The following is a 14,578-nucleotide window of genomic DNA, read 5'->3' as shown; positions in this document are numbered from 1 at the left end:
GTCCGCCGCGCGGGCGCCCCTTGCCGCATCATCGACCGCCATGCGAGTGCTGCTCACCGGTGCGACGGGCCTCATCGGCGGGGCGTTGCTGCGCGCGCTGCTGCAGGCAGGCCACGAGGTCGCGTGCGCGGTGCGCGACCCGTCGCGCTTGCCGGTCCATGACTGCACGGCCGTGCAGGTGGACCTGGCCGCCGTGCCGGACGCCGCGTGGTGGACGCCGCGCCTGCAAGGCATCGACGCGGTCGTGAACGCGGTCGGCATCCTGCGAGAGCAGGGCACGCAGACGTTCGATGCCTTGCACCACCGCGCCCCCGCCGAGTTGTTCCGCGCCGCGGCCGCAGCCGGCGTGCCGTGCGCCGTGCAGGTGTCGGCCGTGGGCGCGGACGACGGCCGCATGCCGTACCAAGCGAGCAAGCGCGCCGCCGACGACGTGTTGCGTTCGCTGCCGCTCGCCGGTGCGATCGTGCAGCCGTCGCTCGTGTTCTCGCCGCAAGGGCCGAGCAGCGCGCTGTTCCTGCAGCTCGCCTCGATGCCGTTGCTGCTCTTTCCGCTGCGCGCTGGCATGCAGGTGCAACCGGTGCACCTGGACGACGTCGTCGCCGGCGTGCTGACGCTGCTGGCGGATCCGCCGCGGCGCATCGAGACGATCGCGTTCGTGGGGCCGCGCCCGTTGCCGCTGCGCGAGTACCTGTCAACCTTGCGCTTGCAGGAAGGGCTAGGGCGCGGCCCGCTCGTGCTGCCGATGCCCGCCGGCTTGTTCAAGCTCGGTGCCGCGATAGCCGGTCACGTGCCGGGCAGTTCACTCGACCCCGACACGGCAAGCATGCTGCTGAAGGGCAATGCCGCGCCGGCCGATCGCTTCGTGCGCCTGCTCGGTCGCGAGCCGCGCGACGTCGACTCGTTCATCGCGCCATCGCAAGCACCCGCGGCGCGTGCCCAGGCTGTGCTCGGCTGGACGCTGCCGCTGCTGCGCATCGGGCTGGCGCTGCTGTGGTTGTGGACGGCCGCCGTCTCCTTCGGGCTGTACCCGGTGGCGCGGAGCTACGAGCTGCTCGCCCGTGTCGGGCTGCACGGTGCGCTCGCGACGGTGGCGCTGCATGGCGCCGCCACGCTTGATCTGCTGCTCGGGGTGCTGACCTTGTGGGCGCCGGCGCGCTGGCGGCCGGCGGTGTGGCTCGCGCAACTGGGACTGATCGCGGGCTACACGCTGCTGATCACGGTTTTCCTGCCCGAATACTGGCTGCACCCCTACGGCCCGATGAGCAAGAACCTGCCGATCATCGCGGCCATCACCCTGCTGTGGGCGCTGGAGCCGCGCCGGCACTGATGGAGTACCTGGCCCTCAAGTGGATCCACATCCTCTCGTCCACCGTCCTGTTCGGCACCGGCGTCGGGTCGGCCTTCTACCTGCTGGCCACTACGCTGTCGCGGAATCCGCGCGCGGTCGCGACCGTGAGCAGCTGGGTCGTGTGGGCCGACTGGCTGTTCACCACGCCGACGGCGATCGTGCAGCCGCTGACCGGCTGGCTGCTCGTGCGCCATGCGGGGTTCCAGTGGTCGCAGCCATGGCTGCACGCGTCCGTCGTCCTGTATGGGGTCGCCATCGCGTGCTGGCTGCCGGTCGTGCGCCTGCAGTACCTGCTGCGCGACGAGGCGCAGGCCTGCGCGGCCGCCGGCGCGCCGCTGTCGCCACGCTATTGGCGCGTGTTCATCGCGTGGACGGCGCTCGGGTTCGTCGCGTTCGCGGCCTTCCTCATGATCTTCTGGCTGATGGTCGCCAAGCAGTGGCCGCTCGCACATGGCTGACGGCGTGCTCGACTGCCTGGTGATCGGCGCCGGCCCCGCCGGGCTGACGGCCGGCGTGTACCTGGCGCGCTACCGGCGCGGCGTGCTCGTGGCCGATGGCGGCGACAGCCGCGCGGCGTGGATCCCGCGCACGCACAACGTGCCGGCGTTCCCCGACGGCATTCCCGGACAGGAATTGCTGGCGCTGCTTCGACGGCACGCGGCGCGGTACGAGGTGCCGGTGGAGAAGGGGCGCGTCCAGGCACTGCGTGGCAGCGACGGCGCTTTCGAAGCCGATTTCAATGGCCGCGTGGTGCGCGCGCGCAAGGTGTTGCTCGCCACCGGCTCCGCGGACGTCGTTCCCGACATCCCGGGCGTCGAGGCCGGGCTCGAGGCGGGCAACGTGCGCTACTGCCCCGTGTGCGACGGGTTCGAGACCCGCGGCCAGCGCGTGGCCGTGATGGGTCGCGAACTGCACGGGCTGCGCGAATCGCTGTTCGTCTCCGGCTTCGACAACCGGGTGACGTGGCTGTCGCTCGGCACGCAGGCGCTCGTGGCGCGCGAGGATCTCGCGCGCCTGCGCGAGCGCGGCGTCCTGGTCGCCGACCAGCGCCCGCTGCACGTGCACGTGCAGCCGGGCGAGGGCGTGCACGTGGAGATGGAGGACGGCCGCCGGCTGGAGTTCGACGTGCTCTATCCCGCGCTGGGACTGAAGCACGCGTCGGGCCTGGCCACGGATCTCGGGGCGAAGGCGGAGGCCGACGGGCAACTGGTGGTGGACGACCACCTGCAGACGACGGTCGCGGGCCTCTACGCGGCGGGTGACGTCGCCGCCGGCCTCAACCAGATCGCCGTCGCCTACGGACACTCCGCGATCGCGACGACCGCCATCCACAACTGCCTGCCGCCGCCCTGAGGAGAGCGGCAGGTGGCGCGGTCACAGCGACAGCAAGCGCTGGAAGAACGAGCGGTAGCTGCGCAGCGCCATCCGCAGGTTCTCGGTGTCGGTTTCGCCGCCTTGGCCGATCCCCTGCTCCACGCGGGCGCGCTGGTCGGCGAAGCTGCCCGCCAGGCTCTTCATCACCTGCGCGACCAGTTCGTCGGCCTGCTGCACGGCCTGGCGCGGGTCGTCGACGAAGCCGATCTGCACCTGGTCCCAGCGGTCGCGGAACTGCGAGGACATCTCGGGCGGGAACAGCGCGGCCAGCGGCTCGCCTTGCGCGTCGCGCATGCCGGGATGCTGCTGCCCGCCGTCCATGCGCTGGCCGTCGTCGGGCGGCCGCGGCTCCATGCGGTCGGCCCGTCGTTCGGCACCGGCCACCAGTTCGGCGGTGCCCATGCGGTCGTGGTCTTCGCGGCTCATGATTGCGTCCTCATTCCATGGTGGTGGGCCCGGCCGCCGTCGCGGTCGTCGTCGCGCGTCTCGAGCAGTTCGGCGAACAGCGCGCGGTAGTGGATGACGGCCTGCCGCATGCCTTCGGTGTCGACCTGGCCGCGGCGGTCGCCGTCGGCGATCAGGTGCGCGGCGCGGTAGTGCTCCACGACCTGCGGGTGGTGCACCGAGATGTCGGCGGCGCGCTGCTCGAATTCACCCATCGGGTAGCCGCGGCGCTGCATCAGGTCGCGCACCAGCTGGTCGGCTTCGGCCAGCGCGCCGCGCGGGTTGTCGACGAAGCGCGCCTGCACGGCGCGCCACTGCTGCGTGAAGCGCTGCGCGTCGGTGGGGGCCAGCGGCACGATGTGCAGGTCCTCGACACGCTTCTGGCGTGCCATCAGCTCGGCTTCCGCCTTGTCGCGGCTGCCCGTGCGGGCCACCTCGCGGTGGTATTCGGGGCCGAAATACCTTTCGAGGTGCTGCGAGCGGCTGCGACGGCTCCAGAGCCAGATCGCCACCACGGCGAGGATCGCCACCAGCACCGCGACCAGCAGCAGCATGTTGTCGTTGCCGTCCACGGGACTCTCCTGGAAGTTGAAGTGCTTCCAAGCTAGGCCGGTGCGCGGCGGTCGCCAGCCGCCCTAGTCCCATGCGCGGGCCAGCCGTCGCTGATGGAACGGTAGGACCCGGCTCCTGCCGGGCAGCGCCCTCAGCGGCGGCGCAGTGACTGCGGGAACAGGTGGTCGATGGCCGCGAGCTGCTGGCGCGCCTGGGCTTCGCCCGAGTGCAGCGCGAGCACGGCCAGCAGGTCGGCGCGCAGGTACCACAGCGCTTCGCAGCCGTTCGCGTAGCGGATGCGCCGCCGCAGCGTGGTGAGCTGCAGCGACGGTGCATCGCTGGGCGGCAGCAGGTCCAGCAGCGCGTCGCGGATGGCGTCCTCGTCCCCGCCCTGGAACACCGTGTGGGGGCCGTCCACGCGCGGGCGCCCGAGCAGCGCGCGCAGGCTGTGCCGCGCCGTGGTGCGCAGGCTGCCCAACCGCGATGTCCGGATCTCCTTGCCCATCAACGTTCTCCCATGGATGGGATTGAACCAGCAGAGGCTGTCCGAGAGCTGTCAAAGACCCTTCAGCGTGGGCTCGTTTCGGCAGGCCTGACAGGGTTCCTGTGGGAAAGCGGGCGAATCGGCGTGTTCCTGCTTGACCCCGGTCAATTTCGCGACGCGAGGCTGTGGGTGGGGCGCGACAGCTAAGCTCGGGGCATGCGCCAGCTTTCCGACGTTCGTGACCGCTTGCGTGCGCTGGGCGCAGGGCCGTCGCACGAGCGCCGCGTGCTGCGCTTGTGGTCCAACGCGCTGCCGCAGGACAGCGGCTCGCGCGCCATCGAGGACTTCCTGCCGAAATCGTTGCGTGAGGGACTGCCGGCGGTCGAAGCCGAGCTGGCGGGGCTGGCCCGGCTCGTGTCGCGCCATCCGGGCGAGGACGGCTCCGAGCGCCTGCTGGTCGGTCTGGGCGACGGCCAGACCTGCGAGAGCGTGCTGCTGCCGCGCGGCGGCGTCTGCGTGTCCAGCCAGATCGGCTGCGCGGTGGGTTGCACGTTCTGCATGACGGGCCGCGAGGGCCTGGTGCGCCAGATCGGCAGTGCGGAGATCGTGGCGCAGGTGGCGCTGGCGCGCTCGCTGCGGCCGGTGCGCAAGGTGGTGTTCATGGGCATGGGCGAACCCGCGCACAACCTGGCGAACGTGATGGACGCGATCGACCTCCTCGGCACCGCCGGCAACCTCGGCCACAAGCAACTGGTGTTCTCGACCGTGGGCGACGAGCGCGTGTTCGAGCGCTTGCCGCGCGGCCCCGTGAAACCGGCGCTGGCGCTGTCGCTGCACACCACCCGCGCCGACCTGCGCGAAGAGCTGCTGCCGCGTGCACCGCGCATCGCGCCCCAGGACCTGGTGGAAGCAGGCGACGCGTACGTGCGCGCGACCGGCTACCCGATGCAGGTGCAATGGACGCTGCTGGAAGACGTCAACGACACCGCCGAGGAGCTCGACGGCATCGTGCGCCTGCTGCGCGGCAAGCATGCGGTGCTGAACATGATTCCCTACAACAGCGTGCCCGACCTGCCGTACCGGCGCCCCTCGTGGGAGAAAGCCGCGGCGATCGCCCGCACGCTGCACCAGCGCGGCGTGCTGACCAAGCTGCGCCATTCCGCGGGACAGGACGTCGAGGGCGGATGCGGGCAGTTGCGCGCTCGCGGCCGCACCGTGCCGATCGTGGCCGTCTGAAAAGCGGAGCGCGCGGTCTTTGCGCACGTGTCACAATCGCAACCGCTCCGGGGTGTACGCAACAGCGTGCTGAGATCCAGACCCGTGAACTTGAACCGGTTCAGACCGGCGTAAGAAGAGCAGCCCGCCTCCCGGCCCGTCGTGGCCGGCCGGCGTCCTCCTTCGGGGCATTTGCCGCTTCACCGCAGGAGGCCCCGATGCCCACCACCGCCCATCCGCCGCGCTACCCGCGCGTGCTGTCCATCGCCGGTTCCGATTCCGGCGGCGGCGCCGGCATCCAGGCCGACCTGAAGACGTTCGCGGCGCTCGGCTGCTACGGCATGACGGCGATCACCGCGCTCACGGCGCAGAACACCACCGGCGTGCGCTCCATCCATGGCGTGCCGCTGGACTTCCTCGCGGACCAGATCGACGCGGTCGTCGAGGACATCGGCGTCGACGCGGTGAAGATCGGCATGCTGCATTCGGCGCCGACCGTGCGCGCGGTTGCCGCCGCGATCGGCCGCCACCAGCTGCCCAACGTCGTCCTCGATCCGGTGATGGTCGCCACCAGCGGCGCGCGCCTGATCGAGCCCGACGCGGTGCAAGCCATCGTCACCGAGCTGTTCCCGCGCACCGCCGTCGTCACGCCCAACCTCGACGAAGCCGCGCTGCTGGTCGGGCGCGAGCTGCGCAGCGAGGACGACATGGACCGCGCGGCGCGCCAGCTGCTGGAACGCGGTGCGCGCGCGGTGCTGCTCAAGGGCGGCCACCTCGAAGGCGCGATGGTGTCGGACCTGCTGCTCGTCGCCGGCGCGGCGCCACGCTGGTTCCGCGGCCCGCGCATCGAGACGCCCAACACGCACGGCACCGGCTGCACGCTTTCGAGCGCGATCGCCGCGTCGCTGGCGCTCGGGATGGATCTCGAGGCGGCCGTCGCCCGGGCGCGTGACTTCGTCCGTGGCGCCCTCGAAGCAGGCGCGCAGGCACGGACCGGCGCCGGCAGCGGCCCGCTGAACCACGGCTTCGCGCCGGTCGCCCTGCAGGCCCGCTGATGCGCGAGTTGCCCGCGTTCCTGCAGCAGGCCGTCGAGCGGCTGCTGGCCTTCCTCGCGCAGGATGGCTGCACCGACGCGCAGTTCGATGCGATGGCGCTGGAGCTGTTCGCGCTGCAGTACGAGCACGACGAGGCCTACCGCCGCTTCTGCCAGCGCCGGGGCGCGTCGCCGCGCCGCGTGCAGTCCTGGCGCGACATCCCGCCCGTGCCGATCAGCGCGTTCAAGGACGCGACGCTCAGCTGCATCCCGCCGCCGGACTGCGAGCGCATCTTCATGACCAGCGGCACCACGCGCGGCGACGTGAAGGGCCGCAACCACCATCCGGTGATGGAGGTGTGGGACCTGTCGATGCGCAAGCACTTCGAGCAGCGCTTCCTCGGCGCCGCGCGCCGCCTGCCGATGGCGACTCTGTTCCCGTCGCACGAGCAACTGCCGAACTCGTCGCTGGCGCGGTACTTGTCGAATGCGGTGCGCGAGTACGGCACGCCGGGCAGCCGCAGCTTCGTGGACGTGCAGCACGGCCTGGACATCGCCGGCCTTCTCGATTGGCTGGCGAGCGCGCAGGCCGGCGGCGAGCCGGTCGCGATGCTGGGCGCGAGCTTCAGCTTCGTGCACGTGTTCGACGCGCTGGGCGAGCGCCGCATCCCGTTGCCGGCCGGCAGCCTGCTGCTGGACACGGGCGGCTACAAGGGGCAGTCGCGCGACGTGCCGCTGGAAGACTTCTACCAGCGCCTGTCGTTCGCGTTCGGCGTGCCGCGCGAGCGCTGCATCAACATGTACGGCATGACGGAGCTGAGCTCCCAGTTCTACGACGCGGGCAATGCCGTCGTGCCGTCGGTCAAGCACGCGCCCCACTGGGTGCGCACGCGGGTGGTGGATCCACTGACGGGGCGCGATGTGGCGCGTGGCAAGCGAGGTGTGCTGGCGCACTGCGATCTCGCCAATTTCAATTCGGCGACGGCGATCCTGACGGAGGACGTGGGGGTGATGGTTGAAGGTGGGGGGACGCCCCTCACCGCTCCCTCTCCCCGGGGGGGAGAGGGAGACCGCGAGCGCGTGGTCGGCGAGGGTGACTTCCACTCCGCCTTCCTCCTCCTCGGCCGCGCCGAAGGCGCCGAAGCCAAGGGCTGCTCGCTCGCGGTGCAGGACTTCCTGGAGGCGACACGCGCATGAGCGACGTGCTGCGCTTCCGCGCCGGCCATGTGCCGGGCCTCGACGCCGCGCAGCTGCGCTGGCAGGTGCTGCCGTTCTCGGCGCACGGGCAACGGCTGGAAGTCGAAGTGCCCGCGCTCGACGAAGTGCAACTCGCCGCCGTCGCGGCGCACGTGGAGCGCGCGGCGCGCGAGCAGCTGCAATCGCTGCGCGTCGACGAGATCGTCGGTGTCGTCGCCAAGGCGGCCGCGCGGCTGCTCGATCCGCAGGACCCGTTGCGCGGCCAGGCCGACGAGCTCCTGCCCATCGTGACCGGGCTCGATCCGGAGATGGTGCGGCTCGCGCTCACCGGCTACCTGCACGCCTTCCGGGCGCCGCAGTTGCAGCGGTTCGTCGCCGAGGATTTTGCCAACCCCAAGATGCTGGACGGCTTCCAGCCGGCGACCAAGGGCGGCGCGGTGCGTGCGGTGGGGCCCTCGCTGCTCGTGCACAGCTGGGCCGGCAACGTGCCGGGGTTGTCGATGTGGAGCTTCGTCGCAGGACTGCTGGTCAAGGCAGGCAATGTCGGCAAGCTCGCGAGCGCCGAGCCGGTCTTCGCGACTTTGTTCGCACAGGCGCTCGTCGACGTGCGCCCAGCATGGCGCGATGCCTTCGCCGTGCTGTGGTGGAAGGGCGGCGATCCGGTGGCGCAGGTGCTCTACCGCGAGGCCGAGGTGGTGCTCGGCTACGGCGGCAATGCGTCGCTGCGCGAGTTGCGCGAGCAGGTGCCGGTCACCACGCGCTTCCTCGCCTACGGCCACAAGGTCGGCGTCGCGCTGGTCGGGCGCGAGGCGCTGGACCGTCAACGCGGCCCGGCAGCCGCGCGCCTGGCGGCCCACGACGTCGCCCGCTACGAACAGCAAGGCTGCTATTCGCCGCACGTCGTGTACGTGGAAGCGGGCGGGGCGGTGTCGCCGCGCGAGTTCGCGCAGCACCTCGCGGCCGAACTCGCCGCGCAAGCGCGCCGGCATCCGCGGCGTGCGCTCGACCTCGGCGAAGCCGCCGCGCTCGCGAGCTGGCGGCAGTCCATCGAGTGGCAGGGCCGCGCCGAGTTGCTGGCGCATGACGAAGTCCACTGGGCGGTCGCGTTCGTCGATGGGGCGCAGCCGTTGGCGCCCGCGCCGGGCCAGCGGTGCGTCGTCGTCAGCGCCGTGAAATCGCTGGAGGACGTGCCCGGGCTGCTTGCGCCGCATGCGTCCGTGCTGCAGACGGCGGCGCTCGCCACGGACACGGACCGGCTGTATGCGTTGGCCGACGCACTCGGCGCTGCCGGCGTCACGCGCGTGTGTGCGCTGGGGTCCATGACGCAGCCGGAAGCGGGGTGGCACCACGACGGCCGATTCACGCTGGCGGACCTCGTGCGCATGGTCGAGATCGAGCAGGGCGCCGAGCGCGCCGCCGAGCGCGTCGGGCCGCACTGGCAGGAGGGCACGCCGTGAGCTTCCTGCAGCTGCGCGACGTGTCGTTCGGCTATCGCGGCTTCGCGCCGGTCGTCGACCGCGTGACCCTCGAGGTCGATGCGGGCAGCGTGCACTGCCTGGTCGGCCGCAGCGGCTGCGGCAAGACGACGCTGCTCAAGCTCGCCGCCGGCCTGCTGCCGCCCTCACGCGGCGGAGTGCTTTGGCGCGGCTTGCCGCCTTCCGACACGCGGCAGGTCGGCTTCGTGTTCCAGGCGCCGACGCTGCTTGACTGGCTGACGGCGCGCGACAACGTGCTGCTGCCGGTGTCGCTGCAGCGCAAGCCGACGGCCGCAGATGGCGAGGCAGCCGGCGCCTTGCTTGCCCAGCTCGGGCTCGGTGAACTCGCGCAGCGCCATCCGCGCCAGCTGTCCGGCGGCCAGCAGAGCCGGGTGGCGTTGGCGCGGGCGCTGTTGTTGCAGCCGCCGTTGCTCCTCCTCGACGAGCCGTTCGCCGCGCTCGATGCGCTCACGCGCGAGGAACTGCAGCGCGACCTGCTGCAACTGGTGCGCGCGCGCGGCACCACCGTCGTCTTCGTCACGCACGACATCCACGAGGCGGTGTTCCTCGGCGATCGCGTGTCGGTGATGGACCAAGGTCGCATCGTTCGAACCATCGACGTCGACCGCGCGGCCTCCGTGCGAGACAGCGCCGGCTTCGCAGCGGCCTGCGCGTCGGTGCGCGACGCGCTGGCCGGGGAGGGGGCGCTCGCATGAAGCGAATTGCCTCGTGGGCCCTGCTGTTCGGCGTGCTCGCCGCATGGGAAGCGCTGGCGCGCGCCATGCAGCTGTCCGCACTCGTGCTGCCACCCCCGACGCGCATCGCGCAGTCGCTGTGGAACGGCCTGGCCAGCGGCTACTTCTGGCCGCACCTGCGGACGACGACCTCCGAACTCCTGCTCGGCCTGCTGACGGGATGCGCCATCGGCTTCGGGGCGGGCGTCGTGCTTGCCGAAGTCCCGGCGCTGCGCAAGCTGCTCATGCCCTACGTCGTCGTGAGCCAGGTCGTGCCCAAGCTCGCGCTGATGCCGCTGCTGATCGTGTGGTTCGGATTCGGCGTCACGTCGACGGTGCTCGTCACGGCGCTGATCTGCTTCTTCCCGCTGCTGGAAAACACCATGACCGGCCTGGCGCAAGTGCCGCCGGAGCGGCTGGAGTTGTTCCGGCTGCTGGGCGCGTCGCCCGCGCAAACGCTGTGGCGTCTCAAGCTGCCCACCGGCTTGCCCGCGATCCTGGCCGGCGTGCGCATCGCCGTCGTGCTGGCGCTGGTGGGCGCCGTCGTCGGCGAGTTCATCGGCGCGAGCCAGGGCCTGGGCGCGCTGATCATCGCGGCGCAGGGCAGCATGGACACGCCGCTGCTGTTCGCCGTGCTCGTGCTCGTCTCGCTGCTCGGGCTCGCCGCCTACCAGGCCGCCGTCCTGCTCGAACGCAGGCTGCTGCGTCCCTACCACCTCGAAGGAACCCCGCCGTGATCGATCGCCGCCATGTCCTGCTGGCCGCCGCCGCGCTGCCCACGCTCTCGTTTGCCCAGGGGGCAACCGAGAAGTTCACCGTCGCCGGCTGGAACAAGCCGATCGTCGAAGTGATGCCACTGCTGGTCGACGCCGACAAGGGCTTCTACCGCGCGCAGGGGCTCGCGATCGACTACGTGCCCGGCGCGGGCGGCGGCGACGCGATCCGCAACATCCTCAGCGGCCAGGCCGACGTCGCCTTCACCGATCCCGGTTCGCTGTTCGCGGCGCTCGACAAGGGCGAGAAGCTGCGGGCGATCTACGACATCTACCCGCAGAACGTGTTCAACGTCGTGGCGCTGAAGAGCAGCGGCATCCGCAAGCCGGCCGACCTGAAGGGCAAGAAGGTCGGCGTGTACAGCCTGTCCAGCGGCACGCGGCAGAACCTGCTGGTGCTGCTGCACCAGGCGGGGCTGAAGGAGTCGGACGTCACCATCGTGCCGACCGGGCTGCTGAACTTCGCGCCGCTGCTGCAGGGGCAGGTCGATGCGACCGCCGCCACCGATACCGGCCTGCTGGTGGGCAAGCGCCGGGGCGTGCAGGACATCGAGGTGATCGAGGTCAAGGACCACCTGAACGTCTCCAGCGACCTGTTCGTGGTGCGCGAGGAGACGTATGCCAAACGCAGGGATGCGCTGCGCCGCTTCCTGCGCGCCTACCGTGACGCAGCCGCGTGGATGCTGGCGCAGCCGCAGGAAGCGGCGCAGCTGGCGACCAGGCGCGCCATCGACGGCAGCGATGCCGCGCTGAACCTCGAGATCGTCCAGGCGCGCAATGCGGCGACCGTGTCCGACCGCACGAAGCGCGAAGGGCTCGGCGCGCTCGACATCGCCTCGTTGCAGAAGGCGGCCGACGTGTACCGGCAGCTCGGGCTCGTGCAGGGCCGCATCGACATGGCCGCCGTGGTCGCCACCGACCTGCTGCCCGGGAAGGGAGCGGGCGCATGACGTTCCAGGGCAAGACCGTGCTCGTGAGCGGCGCGTCGCGCGGCATCGGCGCGGCCATCGCGCTGGCGTTCGCACGTGAAGGCGCCGCAGTGGCGGTGAACTACCTGCAGCAGAAGGACGCGGCCCATGCGGTGGTCGCCGGTTGCCGGAAAGCGGGTGGTGATGCCGTCGCGCTGCAAGCCGACGTCACCGATCCCGCACAGGCACGCTCGCTCGTGCAGCGCACGGTCGACGAGTTCGGCCGCCTGGACGTGCTGGTGAACAACGCGTTCGCGCCGTACAGCTTCGACCCGGAGCGGCGCGCCGCCTTCGGCGACCTCGCATGGCCGCAGTACCTGCAGCAGTTCGAGGGATCGGTCGGCGCCGCGTTCCACCTGTGCCAGGCCGCGCTGCCGCACCTGCGCGCACGGGCGGATGGCGCGATCGTGAATCTCGTGAGCGACCTGGTCGAGGACCCGGTCGTGCCGTACCACGACTACGCGACGGCCAAGACAGCACTGGTAGGTTTCTCGCGGCAACTCGCCGCCGAACTGGGACCCCAGGGCGTGCGGGTGAACTGCGTGGCGCCGGGCCTGGTGCATCCGACGGCGGGCAGCGCCGCGACGCGCGCGTCGTTCCGCGAAGCGATCATGCAGGCCACGCCGCTGCGCCGGCTCGCCCGGCCCGAGGACGTGGCGGGGCCGGTGGTATTCCTGGCGTCCGAAGCAGCGGCGTTCATCACGGGCCAGGTGCTGCTGGTCGACGGCGGGAGGGTGATGCGATGACGGTGCTGGTGGTTCCCCGGCAGGGGGAAGTGGTGGTCCGGGAGGACGTGCCGGCGGACGTGCACGCGAGTTGGTCGCTGGAGAGCGGCGTGCTGCGGACGCCGCATGCGAGCGGCGTCGTGCGCGGCGTGCGCGTGAATGCGCCGGAAGCACTGGCGCAGCGGTGGGCGGCCCAGATGCGGGCGGGGTTCGTGGCGGCGGATGCGGCGTTGCTCGCGGGGTGGAATGCCGGGGGCGAGTTGCCCATTCTTGGACGGGAAGCGGTGGATTCCCGCCTTCGCGGGAATGACGAAAGTCCCGTCGTCCCCGCGGAGGCGGGGAGCCATCGCTTCCAGCATTCGGGTCTCTATGCGATCGTGGATTCAGTTTCCCGCCTGCGGCAGGTGCTTGGCGCGGACATCCGCCTCACGCAGTTGCGCATCAAGACCCCGCACGACGCCGACGCGACCTGGTTCGCCTCCCTGCGCAACCAATTGCGCGACGGCATCTCGGTCGCCAAGGACGCGGGCGCGACGCTCTACGTCAACGACCACTGGCAGATCGCCGCGGAACTTGGCGCCGACGCCGTGCATCTCGGCCAGGAAGACCTCGGCCGCTTCACCGAGGCGCAGCACGCGGAACTCGCCGCCAGCCGCATGGCGCTGGGCGTGAGCTCGCATTCCGTATGGGAGCTGTGCCGCGCCCGCTCGCTGGCCGCCGCGTACATCGCCTGCGGCCCGGTGTGGCCCACGATCACCAAGGACATGCCGTGGCGGCCGCAGGGCCTCGACAACCTCGGCTGGTGGGCCGCGCACGCGGGCGCGCCCGTGGTCGCCATCGGCGGCATCCTCGAGCCGGAGCAAGTGCGGCTCACCGCCCGCGCGGGAGCCAGCGCGGTCTGCCTCGTGCGCGGGCTGGGTGACGATCCGCGGCAGGCCGTGCCGGCGTTCCAGGCTGCCTTCGACGAGGGCGCCGCGCAACGCACGCCTGCGCCCGACTGGCCGCATCCCTCGCTGGAGCCGCGCGCATGACGAAGCCGCTGCGCATCGGCATTGCGGGAGCCGGCCTGCTCGGGCGCCTGCTTGCCTTCGAGCTCGGGCGCGCAGGCCACGACGTGCACGTGCACGACCCGGCCGACGGCCCGCTGGCGCGTGGTGCCGCGGGCTGGACTGCCGCCGGCATGCTCAGCCCGGTCGCCGAACTCGAGACTGCGGACGAGCGCGTGTTCCGCTGGGGCCTGCGCTCGCTGGACCTGTGGCCGCAGATCGTCGCCGCGTTGCCGCAGCCCGTGGAGTTGCAGCGCGACGGCAGCCTGCTGCTCGCGCACCGCGAAGACCTGGGCGCCGCGCGCCGCCTGCTGGACCTGCTCGATCGCAAGGCCCCCGCCGGGCACCAGGCCGAGTCGCTGCCGTCGGAGGCGCTGCGAGAGCTCGAACCCTCGGTGCGCCCAGGCCTGCAGGCCTGGCTGCTCGCGGGCGAGGGCCGCATCCACACCGTGCAGGCGATGGAAGCGCTGGCCGCCGCGGCGACGAACACGACGTGGCATTGGACCAGCAGGGTGGACAGCGTCGAACCGCAGCGCCTGGTCACCGGCAGCGCCCGGCACGACTACGACTGGGTGTTCGACGTGCGCGGCCTCGGTGCGCGGCCGCAACTGCCGATGCGCGGCGTCCGCGGCGAGATCTTCTGGCTGCATGCGCCGGGCGTGGAGCTGCGCCGGCCGCTGCGCCTGCTGCATGCGCGCCATCGCGTGTACCTGGTGCCGCGCGCGCCCGACCTGGTGGTCGTCGGCGCGAGCGAGATCGAAAGCGAGGACCGCACGCCGGTGTCCTTGCGCACGACCGTCGAACTGCTGGCGGCGGCGCACAGCGTCGTGCCGGCGCTGGCCGAAGCCCGCATCGTGCATTCCGAAACCAACCTGCGCCCCGCCCTGCCCGACAACCAGCCGCTGCTGGACGTCGTGCCGGGCTGCACCCGCATCAACGGTCTCTTCCGCCACGGCTGGCTGATCGCGCCGGCGCTGGTCGAAGAGGCCCTGGAGTCCCTCGCATGATCGCGATCCGCCTGAACAACGACAGCGTGCAGCTGGACGAGGGCGCGACGCTCGCCGCTCTCGTCGCCAGGCTGGACAAGCCACCGGCCGCGCTCGCCACCGCCGTCAACGGCGACTTCGTGGCTCGCGACGCGCGCGAGCAGTGCGTGCTGCGCGACGGCGACGTCGTCATGACCTTCGAACCCATCACGGGAGGTTGACAC

General features: G+C 71.6%; 17 protein-coding genes. 14 read left to right on the top strand and 3 right to left on the bottom strand.

The window, feature by feature from the left end:
- Positions 1–40 precede the first annotated feature (40 nt).
- Genes I8E28_RS16070 through I8E28_RS16060 form a run of 3 tightly spaced genes read left to right on the top strand, consistent with a single transcriptional unit; the run spans position 41 to position 2,701 of the window.
- The gene (locus tag I8E28_RS16070) at positions 41–1,327 is read left to right on the top strand and encodes an SDR family oxidoreductase (protein WP_200789123.1); all 1,287 of its coding nucleotides are present in this window, start codon (positions 41–43) and stop codon (positions 1,325–1,327) included.
- Entirely contained in the window at positions 1,327–1,806 is a 480-nt protein-coding gene (locus I8E28_RS16065) for a DUF2269 family protein (protein ID WP_200789122.1), read from the top strand. The genes I8E28_RS16070 and I8E28_RS16065 overlap by 1 nt, the downstream gene beginning before the upstream one ends.
- Positions 1,799–2,701, top strand: a complete 903-nt coding sequence (locus I8E28_RS16060; RefSeq protein WP_200789121.1) for an NAD(P)/FAD-dependent oxidoreductase — start codon at positions 1,799–1,801, stop codon at positions 2,699–2,701. Before I8E28_RS16065 ends, I8E28_RS16060 begins: the two co-directional genes overlap by 8 nt.
- Positions 2,702–2,722: 21 nt before the next feature.
- Here the strand turns inward: I8E28_RS16060 and I8E28_RS16055 are convergent, their stop codons facing one another.
- From I8E28_RS16055 to I8E28_RS16045, 3 genes are all read right to left on the bottom strand, one after another.
- A complete protein-coding gene (locus tag I8E28_RS16055) occupies positions 2,723–3,148 on the bottom strand; it encodes a hypothetical protein (RefSeq protein WP_200789120.1) in 426 nt (141 codons plus the stop codon).
- Positions 3,145–3,738 (bottom strand): hypothetical protein, encoded by a 594-nt coding sequence (locus I8E28_RS16050; protein WP_200789118.1) that lies wholly within the window; start codon positions 3,736–3,738, stop codon positions 3,145–3,147. Before I8E28_RS16050 ends, I8E28_RS16055 begins: the two co-directional genes overlap by 4 nt.
- A 131-nt stretch (positions 3,739–3,869) precedes the next feature.
- A complete protein-coding gene (locus I8E28_RS16045; protein WP_200789116.1) occupies positions 3,870–4,223 on the bottom strand; it encodes a hypothetical protein in 354 nt (117 codons plus the stop codon).
- 195 nt (positions 4,224–4,418) lie between these two features.
- Between I8E28_RS16045 and I8E28_RS16040 the strand changes: the two genes are divergently transcribed.
- The 11 genes from I8E28_RS16040 to thiS all read left to right on the top strand — a co-directional run bounded on the left by I8E28_RS16040 (position 4,419) and on the right by thiS (position 14,575).
- Positions 4,419–5,438 (top strand): RNA methyltransferase, encoded by a 1,020-nt coding sequence (locus I8E28_RS16040; protein WP_200789114.1) that lies wholly within the window; start codon positions 4,419–4,421, stop codon positions 5,436–5,438.
- Between the two features lie 197 nt (positions 5,439–5,635).
- Positions 5,636–6,472: a bifunctional hydroxymethylpyrimidine kinase/phosphomethylpyrimidine kinase gene (gene thiD, locus I8E28_RS16035; protein ID WP_200789112.1), complete on the top strand. Its 837-nt coding sequence runs from the start codon at positions 5,636–5,638 to the stop codon at positions 6,470–6,472.
- Complete coding sequence (locus I8E28_RS16030) at positions 6,472–7,647, top strand: LuxE/PaaK family acyltransferase (RefSeq protein ID WP_200789110.1); 1,176 nt, start codon at positions 6,472–6,474, stop codon at positions 7,645–7,647. The genes thiD and I8E28_RS16030 overlap by 1 nt, the downstream gene beginning before the upstream one ends.
- A complete protein-coding gene (locus I8E28_RS16025) occupies positions 7,644–9,104 on the top strand; it encodes an acyl-CoA reductase (RefSeq protein ID WP_200789108.1) in 1,461 nt (486 codons plus the stop codon). The genes I8E28_RS16030 and I8E28_RS16025 overlap by 4 nt, the downstream gene beginning before the upstream one ends.
- A complete protein-coding gene (locus tag I8E28_RS16020; RefSeq protein WP_200789106.1) occupies positions 9,101–9,838 on the top strand; it encodes an ATP-binding cassette domain-containing protein in 738 nt (245 codons plus the stop codon). Before I8E28_RS16025 ends, I8E28_RS16020 begins: the two co-directional genes overlap by 4 nt.
- Positions 9,835–10,593 (top strand): ABC transporter permease, encoded by a 759-nt coding sequence (locus I8E28_RS20765; protein WP_239027257.1) that lies wholly within the window; start codon positions 9,835–9,837, stop codon positions 10,591–10,593. Before I8E28_RS16020 ends, I8E28_RS20765 begins: the two co-directional genes overlap by 4 nt.
- Positions 10,590–11,579: an ABC transporter substrate-binding protein gene (locus I8E28_RS20760; protein ID WP_338050793.1), complete on the top strand. Its 990-nt coding sequence runs from the start codon at positions 10,590–10,592 to the stop codon at positions 11,577–11,579. The genes I8E28_RS20765 and I8E28_RS20760 overlap by 4 nt, the downstream gene beginning before the upstream one ends.
- Positions 11,576–12,343 (top strand): SDR family oxidoreductase, encoded by a 768-nt coding sequence (locus I8E28_RS16010; RefSeq protein ID WP_200789102.1) that lies wholly within the window; start codon positions 11,576–11,578, stop codon positions 12,341–12,343. Before I8E28_RS20760 ends, I8E28_RS16010 begins: the two co-directional genes overlap by 4 nt.
- A complete protein-coding gene (locus I8E28_RS16005) occupies positions 12,340–13,353 on the top strand; it encodes a thiamine phosphate synthase (protein WP_200789100.1) in 1,014 nt (337 codons plus the stop codon). Before I8E28_RS16010 ends, I8E28_RS16005 begins: the two co-directional genes overlap by 4 nt.
- A complete protein-coding gene (locus I8E28_RS16000) occupies positions 13,350–14,375 on the top strand; it encodes an FAD-dependent oxidoreductase (RefSeq protein ID WP_200789098.1) in 1,026 nt (341 codons plus the stop codon). The genes I8E28_RS16005 and I8E28_RS16000 overlap by 4 nt, the downstream gene beginning before the upstream one ends.
- Complete coding sequence (thiS, locus tag I8E28_RS15995) at positions 14,372–14,575, top strand: sulfur carrier protein ThiS (protein ID WP_200789096.1); 204 nt, start codon at positions 14,372–14,374, stop codon at positions 14,573–14,575. The genes I8E28_RS16000 and thiS overlap by 4 nt, the downstream gene beginning before the upstream one ends.
- Positions 14,576–14,578: the final 3 nt, after the last annotated feature.

Source organism: Ramlibacter algicola (assembly GCF_016641735.1).
GTDB lineage: Bacteria > Pseudomonadota > Gammaproteobacteria > Burkholderiales > Burkholderiaceae_C > Ramlibacter > Ramlibacter algicola.
Note: the sequence above shows the minus strand (reverse complement) of the source record. Positions and strands in the feature narration are given on the sequence as shown.

Excerpts from the sequence above, each read along its gene's own strand:
- I8E28_RS16030 (WP_200789110.1), top strand. The coding sequence starts at position 6,472 with ATGCGCGAGTTGCCCGCGTTCCTGCAGCAGGCCGTCGAGCGGCTGCTG.
- I8E28_RS20765 (WP_239027257.1), top strand. The coding sequence starts at position 9,835 with ATGAAGCGAATTGCCTCGTGGGCCCTGCTGTTCGGCGTGCTCGCCGCA.
- I8E28_RS16055 (WP_200789120.1), bottom strand. The coding sequence starts at position 3,148 with ATGAGCCGCGAAGACCACGACCGCATGGGCACCGCCGAACTGGTGGCC.
- thiD (WP_200789112.1), top strand. The coding sequence starts at position 5,636 with ATGCCCACCACCGCCCATCCGCCGCGCTACCCGCGCGTGCTGTCCATC.
- thiS (WP_200789096.1), top strand. The coding sequence starts at position 14,372 with ATGATCGCGATCCGCCTGAACAACGACAGCGTGCAGCTGGACGAGGGC.
- I8E28_RS16060 (WP_200789121.1), top strand. The coding sequence starts at position 1,799 with ATGGCTGACGGCGTGCTCGACTGCCTGGTGATCGGCGCCGGCCCCGCC.
- I8E28_RS16005 (WP_200789100.1), top strand. The coding sequence starts at position 12,340 with ATGACGGTGCTGGTGGTTCCCCGGCAGGGGGAAGTGGTGGTCCGGGAG.
- I8E28_RS16040 (WP_200789114.1), top strand. The coding sequence starts at position 4,419 with ATGCGCCAGCTTTCCGACGTTCGTGACCGCTTGCGTGCGCTGGGCGCA.
- I8E28_RS16045 (WP_200789116.1), bottom strand. The coding sequence starts at position 4,223 with ATGGGCAAGGAGATCCGGACATCGCGGTTGGGCAGCCTGCGCACCACG.
- I8E28_RS16065 (WP_200789122.1), top strand. The coding sequence starts at position 1,327 with ATGGAGTACCTGGCCCTCAAGTGGATCCACATCCTCTCGTCCACCGTC.
- I8E28_RS16070 (WP_200789123.1), top strand. The coding sequence starts at position 41 with ATGCGAGTGCTGCTCACCGGTGCGACGGGCCTCATCGGCGGGGCGTTG.
- I8E28_RS16025 (WP_200789108.1), top strand. The coding sequence starts at position 7,644 with ATGAGCGACGTGCTGCGCTTCCGCGCCGGCCATGTGCCGGGCCTCGAC.
- I8E28_RS16010 (WP_200789102.1), top strand. The coding sequence starts at position 11,576 with ATGACGTTCCAGGGCAAGACCGTGCTCGTGAGCGGCGCGTCGCGCGGC.
- I8E28_RS16000 (WP_200789098.1), top strand. The coding sequence starts at position 13,350 with ATGACGAAGCCGCTGCGCATCGGCATTGCGGGAGCCGGCCTGCTCGGG.